Below are 19289 nucleotides of genomic sequence, written 5' to 3'. Positions count from 1 at the left end.
CCCGGGTCCGTGCCCGTAAAAACAACTCTAACCAGGAGGTTTCCATGTCTCCGTCGCCTGTCGCGGTAGCACCGGAACCGCAGGTGAAGCTCACCAAGCCGCCGAAGACCGTCGCCGACCTGGTGACTGCACACATCGACGAATTGCGAGCGCTGACCGATCATCACGGGCTGAAAGCGTGGGCAGAGAGCCATGATCTGATGACCCAGCAGCGGTTTCCGAGGTTCAAGAAAGCGTTGTTGGAGCACGGCATCGACTACGCCGCACTGCGTTCGCGCGCGGCGCAGGAGAAGCGTGACTCTGCGACGCATGGCATAACCCTCATCTCCGATGCCAAAGCGTCGGCGAGGCGGTTCGGTGTCTGCGACCAGGACGGCGACCCGGTCTGGTACGGAAGGGACTTCGACGAGATCGGGGAGCAGTCCGCAGCTGAGATGGCAGCGGCGAAGAAGGCAGTCTGGCTAGCGGGGAAAATCCGCCAGCAGCAAGGTCTTTCGGTGCTGGCGCTGACCCTCAAAGTGGACGCGCAATGGCTGACCTACGCCAATGGCGAGTCCGGTGGAGGCAAGGCAGCCGAGCTGCGTAACGCCGCAGCCAAGGCAGGAATCGTGCTCACCGTGGAGTGGATTCCTGGGACGGATAACCCCGCTGACCAGTACACCGTCGGCGGTGGATACATGAAGTGGCAGGAGGGCGTCGACAACATCGCCGTGCGCGCTCTCGAAAACGCATAGCTCGGAGGGTGTGTCCGCGACGGGCGGCACTTCGGAGTTCGATTCTCCGACACCCACGATCCCGCAGCAATCCCGCTGCTGGACAGCAGAAAACCCCCGTCACATGGGCTGGCACCCGACAGGGGTTTTCCAAAAGAGCTGGAGGCTCAATGGATACATCGTACAGCACTGCTATACCCGATCAAGCGGAGTCACCGGTCGTCAGCGTCGTCAACGGCACCAACGCCGATCTGATCGTTGAGGTCGCGCGCCTCTACATCCCCGATGGCTCGCTGGTTCGCGATGTGACGTGGGGGAAGGGCGCGTTCTGGAAGGGGCTGGACACCGCTCGAATCAAGCTGTCCGGCAGCGACGTTGCCCCGCACATCGGTGGTCACGGCGATGTCATGCTGGCGGACTTCCGTGACCTGCCTGACCTCGACGGTAGCGCTGACATCGTGGTGCTCGACCCGCCCTACATTCACAACCCCGGTAAGCACCAGACCGACAGCAGGTACAACAACGCCAACACGACAAGCGGGATGTACCACGCCGACATCCGCACGATGTACCGAGAGGGTATGGCTGAGGCGATGCGCGTGCTGCGTCCGGGCGGGCTCGTGTTCGTCAAGGGCAAGGACGAAATCGAGAGCGGCCGGCAGTGCTGGTCTCAGACCGAGTTGTTGCTCGATGCGCAGTCGATGGGGCTGTACGGCAAGGACGTGTTCGTGTTGATCCCCACATCGCGAACGTCGATGCGGCGATGGGACACCCAAAAGCACGCCCGCAAGGTGCACAGCTTCCTGTGGGTGTTCGAGAAGCCCATCAAGGGCACCCGCCGCTCATTCCACGTCATCGACGAGGACGGGTACGTGACGCAGCGTCAAGCGCGCCGACCGCATAAAGAGATAGGCGGGTGGTGCTGGGTCTGACTAGAAACCATTGCAGGACAGCCGATAAACGCGGGACGCCCGGAAACCGCCGCGCGGGCTGTCCTACCAAACTCCAGTCGAAGGGACTGACATGACTACATTAACACCAACCCCACGTACGGCATACACCGAAGACGGACGGCGCATCGTCGCGACGGTGTTCTCGAAACCGCAGTGTCCGCAGTGTGATTGCACCAAAAGGATGTTGGACAAATTAGGTGTCCCCGTGCGGATCATCGACGTCTCGGAAGCACCAGACGTGGCGGAGTTTCTGCGGGGTGAGGGCTTCGCGTCCCTCCCCGTGGTGTTCCCCGCCGACTCAGCAATCAAGCCATGGACAGGTTTCCGCCCGGGGATGATTGAGAGTTTGGCGGCGGCATGATCGCCGAAATGGACACCCGCAGGTAGACAAACAGAAACGGCGACCGAGTAAACCCGGTCGCCGTTTCCTGACGTTAGCCCAACCAACCCGTGGAGCTACCGCCCATGATACAGGAGAAATCGGCAATTGTGGTGTCGCTCCGCAACGTCGTGACCAATCCCCGGTAACGTCGCCACGTGCCTAAATCCCCAGTGTCGTACTTCGGCGGCAAACAGAGTCTCGCGCTGCGCCTGGTCGGCAGTTTCCCCGCGCACAGGCACTATGTCGAGGTTTTCGGTGGGAGCCTCGCGGTGCTACTCGCGAAACAGCGCTCACCACAAGAGACCGTCAACGATTTGGATGGGCACCTCCAGACGTTCTGGCGAGTCCTCCGCGATCAACCCGCCGAACTTGAGCGTGTTTGCAGTCTCACCCCACACAGCCGAGCGGAACGCGAGCTTGCCTACGCCATCGTCGACGACCTGCCTGAGCTAGAGATCGCGCGGCGGGTCTGGATCGGCTTAACGCAGGGGAGGACCGGAAGCCTCACGCGCACAGGGTGGCGGCATAACACCTCGCCGACGCCAACGCCGATGCCCGTTGTCCTGCAAAGGTATGCGGGACGGATTGCCCCCGCAGCTAGGCGATTACAAGGCGTTTCGTTGGAGTGCCGCCCCGCCAGCGAAATGGTCGAAGCCTACGGCAACGACAGGAGAACCCTCCTGTATCTCGATCCGCCCTACCTGACCGATCCCGGTGTCCGTCGCGGCGGGGAATACCGCGTCGAAATGCGGAACCCCGCCGACCATCGCAAACTTCTCGAACTTTGCACCGCCGCAACCGCTCACGTCGTCATCAGCGCCTACGAAAATGCCCTCTACACCGAGGTGCTTGACGGCTGGTTCCGCTACGAAATCCCCACCCACACAACACAACGCGGCGTCAGGACTCCCAAGCTAGAGATCGTCTGGAGCAACGTTCCGCTGGACCGGTTGACCGATGAAAACACCGACCTCGATTCCGCACAGTGTGATGAAACTCCGACGCGATGTGCAGCCTGCGGGGGAGTGCTCCGCCAGCCGAAAACAGGTAGGAAAAAGGTCTATTGCTCACCTGCGTGCAGGGCAGTCGGGTACCGCGCACGGAGAGACTCAGCAGAGAACTAGCCCGCAGCCCGTCCACGGTGCCCGCGTGCCACTTGTTCAGCCCGCGTCCGCGTCACTCCCATCGCACGCCCGAGAGCCGTGTAGGGGACACCTCGTTCGTGGAGTCTCACCACCGTCGCTGCACGAGCCTGGGCGGCGGCTTGGGCGCGGGATTGTGCTTCCCGAGCCGTTGCCGCCGCCTTCGCCAGTTCCTTTAGCTCACACGCGATCTCATCGGTTGGCGACCACCGTGGGCGTGCCATTCCTGACCTCCGCATCCACCGAGGACTGGGCTACGGCGTGCCACCTGCCCCGCCTGTGCCACCCGTGTTGGTGTTGATGGTGGTTGGAGTACCAGGAGTGCCCGCCGTTCCCGCCGAGCCTGCGTTGCCGTTGGCACTGGTGCCACCCGTTCCGCCGTCACCGCCTGCGCCCGTTCCGAAAGGTCCGCCGTTGATCACCGAACCGGGGGCATAGGTGATGCCGGAGGTACCGCCCGTACCGCCTGCGCCGCCGCTACCGTCGGTGCCATTTGCGCCTGTCCCGTCTCCAGCAGCGCCGCCGTTTCCGCCAGTGCCTCCGTCACCGCCGTTGCCGGTGTGTGCGGTGAAAGTTCCTACGACATTGCCGTTTTGTCCACCGGTAGGCGCGTTTTCGACGGTGGAGTCCCCGCCGACACCGCCAGCACCTCCGTTGCCGCCGTTTCCGTTCTGCACGGTACCTGCGCCGCCGATACCACCACTGCCGCCAGTTCCGCCTTCTCCGCCGTCACCCGTCCTCAGGTCGATAGTTCCCGTGGTGCCGTCGTCATTGCCTGCGTAATTCCTACCTCCTTGACCGCCAACACCGCCGTCGCCACCGTTTCCGCCGATCTCGCCAACGCCGCCGTTTCCGCCAACACCACCGTTTCCGCCGATGCGCGCGGTGACGTCGGAACGGGTGGCACCAGTGCCAACGGCAACGCAGGCTCGGCGGGAACGGTTCGCGCCACCGTTGATCCCGCCGCCAGTTCCGCCGCGTCCGCCGGTACCTCCATCGCCGCCACGGTGTCCGCCTGCTCCGCCGTTTCCACCGTTGCCGCCGTCCGATGCAGGAGCGCCGAGAATTGTTGCGGTACCACCGCTTTGTTGACCACCGGTGCCGCCGTTCCCGCCGCGTCCACCGTCATGGGTACCCGCACCACCGTCGCCGCCGTTACCGCCGACGCCGCTGACCTGCCCAGGTGCCTCCGCGTATTGCTTCACGGTTCCGTATCCGCCAGCACCACCGTTACCGCCCTTGCCGCCGTCGTATCCAGTACCGCCCTTGCCGCCGTTTCCGCCGTCACCGCCGTGGTTGACATCCTGGGGGTCAGTGAGTCGGACCGTGGCGGCTCCCTCTCCATCGCCTCCATTTCCACCGGCCCCGCCGTTGCCCGCGTTCGCCGCAGGACCGCTGGCATTCAGTCCACCTGCGCCGCCGTTTCCGCCAGCACCGCCGTTACCTCCGTCGCGAGCATCGCCGCTGATGGTGGTGCGACCGAAGCTCCACCCGTCGCCACCCTTGCCGCCGTTGCCACCCACTGCCGCTGTGCCGTCGGTGGCGTGGGAACCGTCTGCGTTCAATCCACCCGCACCGCCGTTTCCGCCCGCGCCGCCGTTGCCGCCAGCACCACCGTCGACGTTTCCAACAACCCCGTTACCGCCGTTGGCCCCCGCGCCGCCGTTGCCTCCCGCGCCGCCAAGACCGTCGGAACCTTGGCTGCCGTTCAGTCCTGAAGCGGTTCCAGTGGCTGTCAATCCACCAACGCCTCCCGCGCCGCCGACGCCGACCGCTCCGCCGTTGCCGCCGCGTCCGCCGTTTCCACCGTCGAGCCCGTCGGTCCCGTCCACGTGGTCGGAATTTCCGTTGACGCCGTGCACGGTGATGCCGTCTCCACCGTCTCCGCCAGCGCCTGCGTTACCGCCTGCGCCACCATTGCCTCCGTGACCCGCTGTACCGTCGCTGCCTGCACCTCCGTTGGAAACGGTTCCAACACCTGCGTTACCTGCTGCGCCTGCGTTGCCGCCTGCACCGCCTACGCCACCGATACCGCCAGCACCGCCGACGCCGCCATGGCCGCCGTTGGTGCCGTTGCCGTCGCTCAGGGCGACGCCGTTTTCACCCGCCGCACCTGCACCACCGTTGCCGCCGGCACCACCGGCGCCCGCCGAAGCCGCGTTACCGCCGTGCCCGCCGGCGCCACCGCCCTGGCCCGTGTCACTGCCGCTGATCAGACCCGCGCCGGCGCCACCATTGCCACCCGCGCCACCATCGCTACCGACACCGGCCACGCCACCACTGCCCGTCGCCCCCGTCTCCACCGTCTCCCGATCCACCTGTCGAGGTTCCGTTCTCCCCGTCGCGCCCGCCGGTTGCGCCCGTGCCGCCAGCACCGCCGTTGCCAGCTACACCGTCACCACCCGTGCCCGCGTTTCCGCCATTCCCGCCGTTGACGTGCTCGGCGTCGCCATCGGCACCGCGACCACCGTTACCTCCACCAGCGGCGTTTCCGCCAACACCGCCGTCGCCGCCGTCACCCTGCGTGCCCGCATGGCCGGTGTCGTTCAGCAGTTCGCCCGCTGCTCCACCGTTTCCGCCAGCGCCACCGTCTGCGCCGTTACCGCCACCGGTCCCGTCCCCGCCGTTGCCGAAGCCGTTACCCCAGTCGATGTTCCAGTCACCAGCCTGTCCGTTGTCGCCGTTGCCGCTAGAAGACCCGCCGTTACCGCCCTTACCGCCCTTACCGCCGTTGCCCGAGTTGCCGCCGTATTGGCTGGAATTCCCGCCTGCGCCGCCGTTGCCTGCTGCGCCACCGACTTCACCGTTCGGGTTGTCCGCTGCGCCGCCGCGACCGTCGGCACCGTCGCCGCCATTTCCACCGTTGCCTGCGTTGCCCGATTCGGCGTGGGTGCCGTCGGAGTTCAGACCTCCGTCGCCTGCGTTTCCGCCGTTGCCGCCGTCGGTGCCCGCTTCGCCAGGAGCCACGCCGCCCTTGCCGTCTGCGCCATCGGCACCGTTGCCACCCTTGCCGCCGACGCCTCCGCCAGCGGCACCCGAGTCAGCAGTCCCGCCGTTTCCGGTCCCGCCAGCTCCACCAGCCCCGCCAGTGCCTGCGTTGCCGCCTGCGCCACCGTTGCCGCCGCGTCCGTCGTCGCCTACGACGCCGTTTCCACCGTCGCCACCAGTTCCGCCAGCTCCACCGTTTCCACCGATTGCGCCGTCGCCGTCGATACCATCGTTGCCGTTCGAGGCATTGCCGCCTTTACCGTCGGAACCTCCAGCGCCGCCTTTACCGCCGACGCCTCCGTTGCCGCCTGCGCCACCTGCGCCACCGGCCAAGCCGTCGCCGCCTGCCGTGCCGTCGGGGTTGGTTACCGTGCCGTCGTTGCCAGCGGTCCCCGCTGTGCCCATCGTTCCGTCACCGCCGATACCACCGTCAGCTCCGTTACCTGCGTTTCCGCCGATACCTGCGTTTCCGGTCTCACCTTGGATACCGAACGGGTGGATGCCGAAAAATGCGCCTCCGCCGCCGTTTCCACCGACGCCCGCGTTGCCGCCGCGTCCGCCGTCACCACCAGCTCCGCCGTTCTGACCCGCTGCGCCGACAGTGCCAGGGGCTGCGTCAAGGTCGGTCACACCAGCCGAGCCTGCGATTCCGTCATCGCCGTCACCACCGACACCACCACCGCCGTCTCCACCGACACCACCACTGCCGCCAGCTCCACCATTCCCGGCCAACGTTCCGAACAATCCAGCGCGTCCGCCCGTGCCGCCGTTGCCGCCATTACCTGCTGCCATGCCCGCAGCTCCCGTCGATCCCGCGAGTGCGTCGACCGTGTTCATGCCGTCTGTGCCGTCGGCACCATCACCGCCGTAGCCGCCGTCGCCGCCGTGTCCGAAGAGGAACACACTGCCGCCATTACCACCCGCGCCGCCAGAGACGCCAGCTTCCAGTGCAGTAGCTCCGTTTCCGCCAGCCCCTCCGTAACCCCACAACCAGCCCGCAGCGCCGCCGTCGCCGCCGTTTCCGGTCCCGCCATCATCGAAGGTTCCGTCACCGCCCGCGCCGCCGTTACCCCACAACAGACCTGCGTTCCCGCCATCGGCACCGTCGAAGCCCGCACCACCGTCACCGAACAGCCAGCCACCACTCTGCGCTGCGCCGTCCACCGTTCCGTCGGCACCGTTGCAGATCAGACCGCACGCGCCGCCAATTGCGAACAAACTGTTGATGGGAGCCATGATCGGGTCGAGTTCCGTGATCACCTGCTGCATGCCGCCGTGCAGGTCCATCCACGCGTCATCGAGGACGACCGAGAGGTACTGCCCGACGCCAGCGAACGGGTCGGCACCCCAATCCAGCCCGGGCGTCAGGTCAGGGTTTGGAGGCAGAATCAGTTGTCCGAGATATCCGATGGGCTGCATGAGGGTCTCGATCACGCGCCCGATGTCGTAGTAGGTACCAGAGAAGATCGTGTCGATTCCGCCGCTGAGGTCGAACGCCGCCGCGTCGCCAGGAACCGCCGCAAGGTCGATGACAGGGATATCGGGCAGGTCAAAGTCGAAGTCCGCGTTGGCGGTCGGTGCCGATGCCAGGAACGCGGCTAGCGCTGTCGCGGCTGCTGTTGATGTACCGATGGCGCGATTGCGGCGGTTGTTGCTCACGATGATGACCTCACGGGTTGGGTTGTGCCAGGTGGCAATTCAACCGGTGAGGTTATTTGCGTAAGGGGGTATTCGCTTAATGAAATCGTATAGGGGGACTGTTCGAAAAACTCTCAGAAACGTTGTCTACCAGGCGCGTTCAGAAATAACGCCCGAGATATTCTCAGGAAACAACCCGAATACGCGGCGAGGTATACGCGGTTCGAGCGCATGTGCCGCGATGGGCGGAGACGGGGCGGGGGTTATACGACGAGGCGAGGCAGCGCTCTTGGCGATGGGGGAGGCTAGGTGAGGTAGAAGCGGTAAGGACGCCCCGCCGTGGACCGTACCGCGATCCTGCCGTCGAGTACGAGGACGGTGAGTGCGTCCTCGACGGCGGGTGCCAGTTCGACGGGGAGGGCAAGCTCGATCCACACAGCTGTGCGCGGATGATGTTCGGCGGCAAGGATTCTCACGATCTGCTCGGCGGCGGTAGCGGTGACATCCTGCCCGTCGGTGGTGGGCGCGGCGAGATGAAGATGCCCGTTGGTGATGTGAACTCGACGGTCGGAGGCGAGGTTAAACACAGCCTCGTGGAGGAGGCGCGGGTGCATCGTCCCGCTGAAGTGCTTGAGTGGGAGGAAATGGTGCGCTTCGTGTAGCCCGTCGAGGATGAGCAACTGAGCGTCGAGCACGGTGTCGGGGAGCTTGGTGGTCGTCATGTCACAGTCCTAACGCTGAGAGGGCGGCGGGGTCGATGACTTGGAGCCGGTCACGCCATTCCTCGGGGATGGCGGAGGCGGAGTCGATGAGCAGGGTGACGTGGATATTACGTTGTGCCCCTTTGGATAGCACGGTCTCGATGGCGCTGCGGGCGGAGGGGATCGGGTCTTCGGGGGCGTAACCGGTGACGATCAATTGCATACCCGTTTTGGCAGCGGTGAGTTGTACCGAACCCTCGACGAGGGCTATTGCACCTGCTGCGGCAACTCCTGACCACGCGGGGAAAACATCAGTCACGATGCCTTCCGCTTCGTGCCGTTGGCAGAGGGTGATGGCGGTGTTGATGTTGTGGGGATTTTCGACGATGTAGGCGGTGTTCATGCTGCTCCGTCGTCGGTGTCGGTGTCACCATTCCAGCACACTGATTGATCGGCGTTCCGTTTTTTCCACCCCGCCAGAGTGCGAGGCATGATCAAGTTTCCCGGCCACTGCACAGCCTGGTTCTTCACTCCACCAATAATTTCCAGCCGTGGCTCAGTGACCTCCATGGTGGTCTCGATGCCCAACGCCATGGCACCGATGGCAGCGAGAGAGGCTACCCAGATACGCATGGGGTAGGGGAAGGTCTGTCCGTTTTTCGAGTACGTCGGGCACGTGATGCCCCACTCCGCTGTCACCGCGTTTGAAAGCTGGGTCGTCACTGCTGCGCCATTGACGTTGCGCGGCGTGTAACCGACCATCCACGCCAAGGCGGTGGGGTAGGGGAACTCCGCAACCGGAATGCCACGACGATGCAAGCGTTCCTCAATCAAGGTGTAAATCTGCAAGCGGCGTTGAGCGGACGGGTCTTTCGCCATGTCCGCCCACCGCTGCTTTGCCAGCACCACCAGCGTGGGAGTCCCGTTGGCAGTGAGCTTCTCAATCACCTTTTCGGCGGTCGTCGTTGCGCGATGCCAGGTGGTGAACGGCGAGTGTGCCTTCGTCGCTGTCTCGGTCGCGATCATTCCCGTGACGGGTTTCAGATCACCTTCGACAACCCTTGCGAGGCTCACCATCGACGTGGTCACGTCAACCGCCCACACTGCCCGCGTCATAGGTCGCTCGCTGCGTCAGGGTTGTAACCGTCGGTGGTCGGCGGCTTGTTCTCAGCGGTGGCGGGGTCGTCGGCGGGGAGCAATCCCATCTCGATTGCCTTCTTGCGTACAGCTTCTTTACGCGCTGCGTCGTCCGTCGTGGTGTCCGTCGTGGTGCGCTTCGGAGGTGTGGGTTTCGCCGGTGTGGGTTTCGTGACAGGAGTCGGCTCCGTGTGATGAATCGGGTGCGCCTTTGCGAACTCGGAGAGTTGTCCCTCCAGCGTGGCAGGGGAGACGTAGCCAGCCTGCAACATCGTGATGCCCTTGCCCTCGGTCTCCATCACCGCGCGTCCTTTAGATGACATCGGGATTGACGTCGGGCTCGGAGCACCAGGTGCCTGCGTGCCGATGACGGTGGTCGCCTGCTCTGGCGTGCTGACACGGAAGCACAACTTCAGCGCTGCGTTGTCGCGGATGACCGTGGGAATGCTTGTCGCATCTGGTTTCTGCGTAGTCAGAATCGTGACTATGCCCGCGCTGCGTCCCTTTTGGATGAGCGTCCGCACGAGGCGCTGAATCTCCGAGCTGGTGGCTTTCTCCTCCTTGGACATTCCCGAGGTGTCGAGCCAGGTCTGCACCTCGTCCAGCACGATGAACACGGGCTTGAGTCCCGCCGATTTCCGCTGTGCCAGTGGGATGTTCCAGAAGTTCGATATTCCCGTGGACTGGTACATCTGCTCCGTGCGCGACACCCGCAGAGACTCCAAGTCGCGCAGGGTGCCCAGTGGCGCTTCGATGTCGCCGCTGCGGTCGTACACCACGGCGATGTGACGCAGCGGGTCGAGGTCGAACCCGCTCTTGCCGTCGAAGACGAAAAGGTCTGCTTGCCCAGCCATGGCTGCGAACACCGGCAGCATGCTGGCAGTCTTACCGCTACCAGGCACTCCGCCAATAACCATTCCGGAGCTGCCATTCCACGTGATCCATGCGGGCTCGCCGTCGGAGGTGATACCCAGCAGAGACCGCCCCTTGTCTGCATCGAAGACGTGGGTGATTTGACTCAACCCGTCGAAGGGGTCTTTGTCGTTGAAGACCAATTTCACGGCACCGTCGGAGGTTTCACGGATTTCGAGGTTGTGCGCGTCGATTCCCGATGCTTTGAACCCCGCCCGGAGGACATCCAGCTTGGAGAGCCATGCCTTCGCCGAGTCGCCGGGGCGGTGCTTGAACGTCAATTCCAGTCCCGCGCCAGTGATGTCAGCGGAAACCAAACTCGGGACATCTTTCACAGTGATCTTTCGATCTACCGGTCCGTATTCTCCGCTCACCGTGTCGGGGTAGGTCTCGTCGATGGTCAGTCCGCACTTGCTGAAAAACTTCGCCGACTTCGGGTTGTGGGTCAGACTCGGGAGTTTGCGGTAATCGCGTTTCATCTGTTCGAAAACCTCGGGGTCACAACCGTCGATTCGAGAGACCCGACCGTCATCGAGACGAATCATCGGCGTTCCCCGATAGTTGACGGTTACCGTGCCACGAGCACCACCAGTCCACTGCGTGATTGGTGTGGAGAGAATGCGCTTGACCGATTCGGCGGCTTCGCGGTCAATTGTCTTGGCGGTGTCTTCGACGGCTTTCCGCCCGCGCTCGCGCTCGGCGTGGACCTTGTCAGCGATGCCGTAACGGATTTTGTCCGCTTGCTGCATCGCCTGCATGTCGGCTTTCCAGAGGTGGTCTTCGCGCTGGTGCTGCCGACGGGTGTGGTAGTCCGGCGTGAAGTTTTGTCCCCGCCTTGCCATCACAGTCCCCTCTCCCGTGGCGTCATGTCAGACCCACTTATCTTGTTCTGCGGCTACCTGGACTTGTGCCGAACGCACTGCCTGATCGCGTCGCCTCGTGGCTTCGGCGCGGGCTTGCGCAACCTGGTGCTGCACCTCGTTGCGTGCGTTGGCGATGGCTTGGTATTCCTCGCGCTGGGCATTGCGGAGTGCGTTGCTTCCGCCCCGTGTGCTACCACGTTTGCCGCCGCCGAACAGACGCATGACCTTGACCAGAATCCATATCCCGAAAGCCGCGATGGCAGCGATGATCCCGAACGCCACGACATTCTCGAACATTGCTCCGGCGGAACTTCCCGCGTCATGCGCGTAGCTACCTGCACCACGTGCAGCGCCGCCAGCGCCCCGTCCAGCTCCACGAACGGTGTCGGCTGCACCTGTCTCTTCGAACAATTCAGGTAGTGAGCCGATGATGACTAGAGCTATAGGAATCCCGATCCCAGCCCAGATAGCAATTTTCGTCCAGTCGGCGTTTTGCCAGCGTCGAGGCAGCATCACAACCCCCATCCGTCGTCGGTCGGCTCAACGGACACAGGGTCGGTGTGCGGCTCCACTGCAACCGTCGCTGCGGGAGGCGGAGGCGGGACGTAGGCGAGGGGCTGATGGTCGTAGGGGATCGGCGGCATAGGGACGGTGTGCGCCTCATCGACATCGACACGGCTGTCGCGGGCGATGGACAAAGCCACCACAATGCCTGCACCACCGACGAGGACCGCCAGGACGAAGAACCCGAGTGCGAGTTCCTCGCTGACGAACGACAGAGCGAAGCTCGCGACAACTCCGCCAGTGGCGGCATAAGCGAGACGAACGGCGGCGTGCTCCTTATCCATCAGAGTCCCCATCCGTCGTCGTCGGCGGAACCGCCAGCAAACTCCGAAGCGCCGTTCTGAGCCGTGTCAGCAATTGGCTGGGCGTTAGCGGACGGAGCTGTTTCGGGGTAGTCCTGCACTGCGTCGAAATTGCCACCAGAGGGCGGCACGTCCCTGTCGGCGCGAGGCTGCGAGAACAGGTCACGGAGACGGTCGGCGGTGCTGGGCGTAGTGGAGTTGATGCTGTGCACGGGGCGCTCTCGGCGGTATCGCCCGAACGCGGCGAGGGCTCCGAGGAGTGCCGCCAGGGCAAGCCCACCAAGTCCGAACGTCGCCGTGCGAACCCACGCGGGACGCGGTGGAGCGGGAATCACGATGTCGTGCGGATTCACGATCTCGGTCGTGGTTGGGACAGGCACGCGGGTCTCCACCGTGACGGTGCGGGTTCGCTCGCCTGCGCGGCTCAAGCACCACTGCTGCGCGGAGTCGAGGCTCACGCGGTGTTTCTGCATCACGTCGGCGGCGCAGAGGTCCACCATCGTGGGGTCTGGCTCGAACCGCCGTGTCTCGACGACCGTCGTCGGTGAGAGCGTTGTGGTCGGGACAGTCGTTGTGGTCAGTCCCGTCTCGATGTGGCTCTGCGGATGCGGCGCGGCGGCGTCCACGGCGGGGATGCCGAGGGCGCACATGGCGGCGACTGCGGCGAGCCCGATGGACGTGGAGAGTCGCGGAGTGCGGTTCATAGAGGCGCGTCCAGGCTGTGGCTCAGGCATCTGCGGAGGCGCGGAGGATGCGCCGTTCGTCGGGTAGGTCATCGGGCACCACCTCGCGCTGCGTACCGGCCGGCGATCTCGCCAACTGCGAACCCCATCAGGGCGGTGACAGCGACGGTGGTCGCGGCGAGGGCAGCGGCGATGGTGAGCGGAGGCGGAGCGGTGACCAGCCCGAAATCGTCGCTGTAGAACTCCCCGCGTGCGAATTCCTCCACGTTGAATTCACCGTCGATATCCGTAGAAGCAGCGGCGGGGAGAGTGGCTAGAGCAGGCATTTCGCCTCCAATCGGGCGGCGGTAAGGGCTAAAGAAACCACCGAAGGGGGTTTCGCTTAAGGAGAGGGTAGCATAGAAATGCAACTTTGTGGGAAATCATCCATTCGCATCTAGCCATTCCTTCTAGACCAGGGTGTATTCCCAATTACTCGCCGTTTGCGAACAATTCAGACCCGCCATGACCCGAATCGAAAATGACCGGTGACCAGCAGAGACGCCAATCTCGTACCCGAGTCCGTACCAGGTGCCGTACCAACCCACGTATCAACCCACGTATCAACCTCCGTACCCACTCCCGTACCCGAGTCCGTACCCGTCCGCGAGGTCTTCCGGGAGCACTTAAACGCAGTGGTCAGAGCTAGTTTCCAGAGAAAGTCAGCGGCTCGAATCGAGGGCGGGATTTCGTCGCCTCCCGTACCCGTTTCGGGATCGGGGAATTCGGATGTTGGGTAGGCGCGAAAAAGGGCTCCCACGAGGAGTGTGGGAGCCCTTTATCGGGAGAGTGGTCAGCCGCTGGCAGTGACCAGGTGAGGGCGTTCCCCGTGCAGCCGCTGGTAGCGGTTCCAAGCAGCCCTGACCTTCTCTGCTGTCGATGCCGAGCCCAAACCCGATGTCTTGATCGCGTTGTCGCTCAGCCCGCGCGCGATTCCTTCAACGATCGCTGCGAGTTCTGCTGCGGTCTTCCGAGCCACAACTTCCTCCACGACCATCCACTCGCCAATGGGGAGGAAAGCCTCCACGGCTTGACTCATCGGCTCGGTCACGGAGGGCTTCGACTCCGTGGGGGTCGGCGTCACGGAGGACGGTGCGGGCGCTGTGGAGGGCGGCGGAGTTACCCGTGGAGGCTCCACCGAGGTCGAAATCGAGCCTCCGTTGGGCGTCCACGAGGGCTCTGCGGAGGATGACGTGGAGTTACTTGTGGAGGGCTTCGAAGTCGTCAAACGGGTCTCCAAGTTTCCGACTGCGGCTTCTCGCAGGCGGCTCCACGAGGACTCCGTAGACGTCTCCGTGGTGGTGTCGGAGCTGCGCATCGAGACCAGGTGAATGGTCGCGGCGAGCATCATCAGGTCGGGAACGCCAGCCACGGCGTACGACAGCCCGTGAAACAACCCCGTCCGTTGACAGACGAAAAGCAACCCCCAGTAGCTAGCGGCGAAAACGATCCCGGCGAGGACGACGGTAATTCCGAGGCTGACTGTTCGTGCCCGACCGGAGGCTCCGCCACGGGTTCCAATCCCGACGCCTTCCACCATCGCCAGCAGCGCGACGGGGAGTCCGCCCGCAATCCAGCGCGCGATGGACCGGTACTCATCGCTCGCCACCGCATCCGCGTGCACGACGTTGCCGACGACGCTCACCGCGACGAACACGGTCATCAGCAGCAGCCAGAAAGAGGTGCCGAGCAGGCGGTTGCCGCGCGACACTGCCATTACTGGCGGCTTCGATTTCTTCGTCACTGGCGAACTCCTCTCGTATGTTCCAGCAAACTCCGCTGCCGTCGATTGTGCCGTCCAGGTCTGACGCGGCAAAGCCGTCGGATGGGACGTGACGGGTACTCGCCCGTTGATCGGGCGGTCGTCGAGGAGTGTCATCGTCTGCTCCTGGCGGCTGGCGTCGGCGCCAATTTCCGTCTCCGTCTCCACCCACCCTGACGTCGCGCCTCAGGCACCTCCGGGTCGATCCCGTCGGGGAGTCCAGTCCCGCGTTCGAAGACGACGAGGTGATATTTGCGGTCGGGCACGACGCGAGAGATGACGTGTCCACCGTCGATCAGGCGGCGCATGGCGTCGGGCATGGCGGCGCGGTGAGTGCTCCCCACGTAACAATCCCGAATGGTGCGCCAGTTCGCCGGCCCGTTGAGTTCGAGTGAGCGGATGATCTGCACGGCGGTGTGCTCGGTGGGGGTGAGTCGGGTGAGTCGGGTGACGGTGGGGGCGGTCATCTCAGGCACCTCGTTTGTGTAGGCGGTGACCCCAGAGCAGCAATGCGTCCTTGGGTTTGACGTTGTAGCCGAGCACCTTGCCGTCGGCGTCGGTGATCGGCTCGGCAGGGAGCCTGCCCGCGTGAATGGCGTGAATCACTGCGTTGGGTGTGATCCTGAAAAAGTCGCCGATCCAGCGCACAGTCGCGACAGGTGGCGCAGCCGATTCAAACTTCTCGATGATTTCGTCGTACACGGTTGCTCCATTTCTTTTGGACGTTTAACCGTTGATGACGATATTACCGAGGAATGGTGACTTTGGGCGATGAGGAATGATGCCTGACCTGCGCATATGTATATATGGCATTAGCAGCTGTTCTATTGTTCGAGGTTAATGCGGGTGCATGGTGCGGGAATTAAACCTGTCGTGTTTTGGAGGAGTCCGGGCGTGTCGCATGAAAACGGGGAACTTCCCGATAGGAAGCTCCCCGTTTTGACGGGTGGGGAGGTTACGCCACCCCGTGCGTGATGATCGGGCGCTTGTAGCGAGTCCCGTCCAGGTAGATCAGCTTCTCCTTGACCAGGTGTGCAATGGCTTTGTCCATCCATGGACGTTTACCCGCTGCGAGGTTGCTCCGAATCTTCCCGGCGGTGATGCCTTCCCCTCCTGCACTGGCAATCAGCGACAGAGCCACGGTGGCGACGTCGTTGACCTGCTCGGCGGTGTGGGCATCCTGGGCGGCAGCAACGGTGGCGCGCTCGACGCCGGTCTTGATGTTTCCTACCGTCACGTTTCCGTTGACCTCCGCCATCAGCCACGCGAACGAACGATCCGAGTGCTCCATGATTCCGGCAGTCCAATCCCATATGTCAGATGAGATGTGCAGCGTGCCGTGCAGCAGCGCGCCGAGGCAGGCGATGCGGACGCGAACCTGGGTCGTGTGGGACTTCTTTTCGTCGTCCGGGTCGGCGAGGTGGTCGAAATACGTCTGCACGTTCGCGGCGTCGATGTAGTCCAACACAACCTGGTCGCAGGTGAACCGAGACTGTTCGGTGATGTGTGGCATTGCTCCACTGGGAATCACCTGGGGGATAGGCAGCTTCGGCTCGCCGACGAGATAGTACGTATCGGCTGTCGAGCTGAAGACGCCGCGCTGGAGATAGCCACTATCGTCGTGGCACAACAAATTATGTGCCAACCGTGGCTGTAGTCCGCCCCATGAGAATACGTTGTACGGGCCAACGGTGCGGTTGTCCCCGTAGGTGCGCGTTTTATTGCCGATTGTCCGTCCGGCCCACGCCGCGTTGAGGGTCGGGATGATGGTTGCTGAATCACCCTTGGCGGCGTTGAGCATCGTCCCCAGCTCGTCCTCGTCCAACATCAACGCTGGGTGCGCCACCATTTCCGTGTACTGGTTCTTGCCCTTTCCAGACTTCACGATGAGGCTGTCGGACAACACTTGTCCGGAACCAAGGCTGATGGTCTGGTCGAAATTGAAAGGGATTAGCACCGGCGAGGTGGGTGTGCCTGAAGTGCCGAACATAGCAGTGTCCGTAGACTTCTCGTCGGCAGCTTCGGCGGCTTCCTGCGCCGCATCTTCGTCGGTTTCGAGATTCTTGGCGGCACGGTCTGCAAGCCACTGTGGAGCCTCCACCACTTTCCATGGGGATGCGTCCGGCATGGCTGCCAACGTCTTGCCTGTCCCTGACCGTCCGACGATGTCGACGTATGTGGAGATCGGCGTGGACTCCCACAGGCGGAGGCTGACCGGTGCCCGCATTCCTCGACGGAGCAGCTCGCGGTGTAGAACTGCCATCGGCGGTGCAGACCGTGGGCGAAGACCGCGAGCGGAGTGGAATATCGCGCGGCAGGTGTCGCAATGGTCAAAGACTCTCCGAAGCAGGTCGGGGTCGTTCGGAAAACCCTTTGGGTAGATGTTCGTGTCGTAGGGGTCAAACCCTTCCCGCTTGAACACTTCGGGGAGTTCCATTGTGGGGTTATGGGGCGGAGTTGTCGTCGGAGCCGACGGAGCCGACGGAGCCGTTGGAGTGGGTGCGGGGACGACAATCGGAGCATCGGAGATACCGGCCGCTTCGAGCAGTTCGTCGGCGGACGAGAATCCCGTACCACCACCGCCGATGTTCAGTTCCCGAACTGCGGAGGCATCGTCTCCGCCGTGACGCGTCCATGCGACGTACTGCAACTTGGTCATGGTTGTTGCGCCGGTTGCCTTGGTGTAGGCGGCGATTTCGGTGGGAGGGTTGTCGGTCCAGATATGCAGCGGTCCATGACCTGAACTGGTGTCAGTCTCACGACAACCGGGCTCATGAGCGGTTGCCGACTTCGGAGACGCGTGGACTCCCGGTGCTGTCACCTCCGGGCAACCACACGCGGTGCGCGACCCCGTGAAGTACCAGCCGTCGGGCTCCAACAACTCGTCCCAACCCACGTCGGCAGCCCATCCGTCGATAGCACTCGGGCCGGTGGCAGACCGTAGAGCTGCTTTCGCTGCTCTATCCGCCTGTGCTTGTGCGACTTCGGCGGAATTTGTCAAGGTGTTTGAGTCCAGTGGGTGTTAGGCGGCTGCCGTCTGGTCCTCCTGTTCGGCAGGTTTTGGTGGGTTGATCGCGGCGGCCTGGGGTAGGTCGATGATCTTGGGTGCGGTGTCGCGGCCGAACCGGTGCGGGTGGCGTGCTCGGGCGCCGGCGAGCACGACGCGGCGCTGGGTGTCCTTGGCGGCCGCCAGGCCGTAGAACACGTCAGCGGGGGTGTGCAGGCCGATGCCACTGTGGTGGTGTTCGTGGTTGTACCAGTTGACGAACGTGCCCATGAAATCTCTTGCGTGATGGATGGATTCGAAGCGCTCCGGGAACGTCGGCGCGTATTTGAGTGTCTTGAACCAGGATTCGCTGTAGGGGTTGTCGTTGGAGACCTTCGGTCGTGAATGCGAGCGGGTCACGCCCAGATCATCGAGCAGGCTCGTCACGGATTTGCTGGTCATTGAGGTGCCCCGATCAGCGTGCACGACTTGTGGGATGCCGTAGGGGGCGAAGATCTGCTGCAGCATCTCCTTGGCCAGCACCCCGCATTCGCGGGCGTGCACGTGCACCCCGACGATGTAGCGCGAGTAGATGTCGATCATCACGTAGGCGTCGTAGTAGACCGCTTTGACCGGGCCCCGCAGTTTGGTGATGTCCCACGAGTAGACCTGCCGCGGTGCGGTCGCCACCAGTTCCGGGCAGACCGCCTTGCGGTGCCGAGCCAGGCGGCGCCGTTCCTTGATCTGGTTATTGGCGTCCAACAGTCGGTACATGGTCGACATTGAGCACAGGTAGGTGCCCTCATCGAGCAGGGTGGCCCACACCTGCATCGGGGCGGCATCAACGAACCGGGCACTGTTGAGCTCGGCGAGGACTCGTGCGCATTCAGCCGGCGTGAGCTTGTTGACCGGCGCCCGCATCACCGGATCACGCGGCGGCACGGGTTTGGCGCGGCGGATCGCGGTCGAGCGGTGCATGCCGGTCAACGCCGCCGCCTTGCGGGTGGTGATCCCATGGCCGCGCAGGTCGGTCCAGGCGTCCATCAGGGCTTGGTCGGCTTGTCGAGCTGCTCCGCGCTCTCGGAGATGCTTTCCAAGAGCGCGTGTGCTTTTCCCATGATCTCCAAGGCAACCTCGTTGGTGGCCAACCGTTTGCTGGTTTGAGCGAGTTCCCGCTTGAGCCGGGCGATCTCGGCCTGCTCGGCCGTCAGCTTGCCGACCTTCGCCCCGGCCGGCTTGCCCTCAAGGACGCCAGCGTCGCGTTGCTTGCGCCACTCGCTGATCAGCGAGGAGTACAGGCCCTCACGACGCAGGTAAGCACCGCCATCGTTGGTGGTGCAGGCCTGCTCGTAGGCAGCCAGGTGCGCGAGCTTGTCGGCGGGACTGAACGAGCGCCGCCGTTGCGGGCCGTCGGCACGAGGGCCACTGGATTCCATGGCCGCATTCTCCCCGGCGGTCGCCAGGCTGGAAATCGTCATCTTCGAGTTGATCCGTATCTCGCCCTGCAAGCGGATTGCTATGAAC

20 protein-coding genes are annotated in these 19289 nt (G+C 63.8%); 5 read left to right on the top strand and 15 right to left on the bottom strand.

The annotated features are described in order from the left end of the window. Positions 1 to 83 precede the first annotated feature (83 nt). The 5 genes from BN4346_RS40420 (at position 84) to BN4346_RS49560 (ending at position 4908) form a co-directional block, all read left to right on the top strand. Positions 84 to 734 carry a hypothetical protein gene (locus tag BN4346_RS40420; RefSeq protein WP_067974952.1) on the top strand — a complete coding sequence of 217 codons (651 nt, stop codon included), beginning with the start codon at positions 84 to 86 and terminating at the stop codon, positions 732 to 734. Positions 735 to 883: 149 nt separating this feature from the next. Next, entirely contained in the window at positions 884 to 1645 is a 762-nt protein-coding gene (locus BN4346_RS40415; RefSeq protein ID WP_067974950.1) for a class I SAM-dependent methyltransferase, read from the top strand. Positions 1646 to 1736: 91 nt separating this feature from the next. Further along, positions 1737 to 2027, top strand: coding sequence for a glutaredoxin domain-containing protein (locus BN4346_RS49565; protein WP_078058745.1), 291 nt, complete (start codon positions 1737 to 1739; stop codon positions 2025 to 2027). A gap of 176 nt (positions 2028 to 2203) precedes the next feature. Beyond that, on the top strand, positions 2204 to 3172 hold the full coding sequence (locus BN4346_RS40405; RefSeq protein WP_235653680.1) for a DNA adenine methylase: 969 nt from the start codon (positions 2204 to 2206) through the stop codon (positions 3170 to 3172). Between the two features lie 812 nt (positions 3173 to 3984). Beyond that, on the top strand, positions 3985 to 4908 hold the full coding sequence (locus BN4346_RS49560) for a hypothetical protein (protein ID WP_067974937.1): 924 nt from the start codon (positions 3985 to 3987) through the stop codon (positions 4906 to 4908). A gap of 17 nt (positions 4909 to 4925) precedes the next feature. Here BN4346_RS49560 and BN4346_RS48490 read toward each other — a convergent pair whose 3' ends face one another. The 15 genes from BN4346_RS48490 to BN4346_RS40325 all read right to left on the bottom strand — a co-directional run bounded on the left by BN4346_RS48490 (position 4926) and on the right by BN4346_RS40325 (position 19201). Next, positions 4926 to 5204, bottom strand: a complete 279-nt coding sequence (locus BN4346_RS48490; RefSeq protein WP_067974934.1) for a hypothetical protein — start codon at positions 5202 to 5204, stop codon at positions 4926 to 4928. Between the two features lie 242 nt (positions 5205 to 5446). After that, positions 5447 to 7837, bottom strand: a complete 2391-nt coding sequence (locus tag BN4346_RS49555; RefSeq protein ID WP_067974928.1) for a hypothetical protein — start codon at positions 7835 to 7837, stop codon at positions 5447 to 5449. A 284-nt stretch (positions 7838 to 8121) separates the two neighbouring features. Continuing rightward, on the bottom strand, positions 8122 to 8538 hold the full coding sequence (locus BN4346_RS40375) for a hypothetical protein (RefSeq protein WP_067974921.1): 417 nt from the start codon (positions 8536 to 8538) through the stop codon (positions 8122 to 8124). Position 8539: 1 nt separating this feature from the next. Continuing rightward, positions 8540 to 8920 carry a hypothetical protein gene (locus tag BN4346_RS40370; RefSeq protein WP_067974919.1) on the bottom strand — a complete coding sequence of 127 codons (381 nt, stop codon included), beginning with the start codon at positions 8918 to 8920 and terminating at the stop codon, positions 8540 to 8542. Next, entirely contained in the window at positions 8917 to 9606 is a 690-nt protein-coding gene (locus tag BN4346_RS40365) for a hypothetical protein (RefSeq protein ID WP_154677639.1), read from the bottom strand. The genes BN4346_RS40370 and BN4346_RS40365 overlap by 4 nt, the downstream gene beginning before the upstream one ends. Before the next feature lie 23 nt (positions 9607 to 9629). Then, complete coding sequence (locus BN4346_RS40360) at positions 9630 to 11408, bottom strand: P-loop NTPase family protein (protein ID WP_067974914.1); 1779 nt, start codon at positions 11406 to 11408, stop codon at positions 9630 to 9632. Between the two features lie 27 nt (positions 11409 to 11435). Then, a complete protein-coding gene (locus tag BN4346_RS47810; RefSeq protein ID WP_154677638.1) occupies positions 11436 to 11954 on the bottom strand; it encodes an ATP synthase subunit B family protein in 519 nt (172 codons plus the stop codon). Then, complete coding sequence (locus tag BN4346_RS40350) at positions 11942 to 12277, bottom strand: hypothetical protein (protein WP_154677637.1); 336 nt, start codon at positions 12275 to 12277, stop codon at positions 11942 to 11944. The genes BN4346_RS47810 and BN4346_RS40350 overlap by 13 nt, the downstream gene beginning before the upstream one ends. After that, positions 12277 to 13071, bottom strand: a complete 795-nt coding sequence (locus tag BN4346_RS40345; protein ID WP_096867564.1) for a hypothetical protein — start codon at positions 13069 to 13071, stop codon at positions 12277 to 12279. Before BN4346_RS40345 ends, BN4346_RS40350 begins: the two co-directional genes overlap by 1 nt. Continuing rightward, entirely contained in the window at positions 13068 to 13304 is a 237-nt protein-coding gene (locus BN4346_RS47805; protein ID WP_154677636.1) for a hypothetical protein, read from the bottom strand. Before BN4346_RS47805 ends, BN4346_RS40345 begins: the two co-directional genes overlap by 4 nt. Before the next feature lie 506 nt (positions 13305 to 13810). Next, a complete protein-coding gene (locus BN4346_RS40340; protein ID WP_154677635.1) occupies positions 13811 to 14896 on the bottom strand; it encodes a hypothetical protein in 1086 nt (361 codons plus the stop codon). Further along, a complete protein-coding gene (locus BN4346_RS47800) occupies positions 14893 to 15246 on the bottom strand; it encodes a hypothetical protein (protein ID WP_154677634.1) in 354 nt (117 codons plus the stop codon). Before BN4346_RS47800 ends, BN4346_RS40340 begins: the two co-directional genes overlap by 4 nt. A gap of 1 nt (position 15247) precedes the next feature. After that, a complete protein-coding gene (locus BN4346_RS40335; protein WP_067974898.1) occupies positions 15248 to 15481 on the bottom strand; it encodes a hypothetical protein in 234 nt (77 codons plus the stop codon). 253 nt (positions 15482 to 15734) lie between these two features. Then, positions 15735 to 17675, bottom strand: coding sequence for a hypothetical protein (locus tag BN4346_RS47795; protein WP_154677633.1), 1941 nt, complete (start codon positions 17673 to 17675; stop codon positions 15735 to 15737). A 126-nt stretch (positions 17676 to 17801) separates the two neighbouring features. Then, positions 17802 to 19201 (bottom strand): IS3 family transposase gene (locus BN4346_RS40325; RefSeq protein WP_407695145.1). Its coding sequence is split into 2 segments (ribosomal slippage): positions 17802 to 18857 and positions 18860 to 19201, totalling 1398 coding nucleotides; the frame shifts between segments, so codons are not numbered across the junction. Positions 19202 to 19289: the final 88 nt, after the last annotated feature.

The sequence above is a fragment of the Mycolicibacter icosiumassiliensis genome, from assembly GCF_900078685.2.
Lineage (GTDB): Bacteria > Actinomycetota > Actinomycetes > Mycobacteriales > Mycobacteriaceae > Mycobacterium > Mycobacterium icosiumassiliensis.
This window is presented reverse-complemented; position numbering and strand designations above follow the sequence as displayed.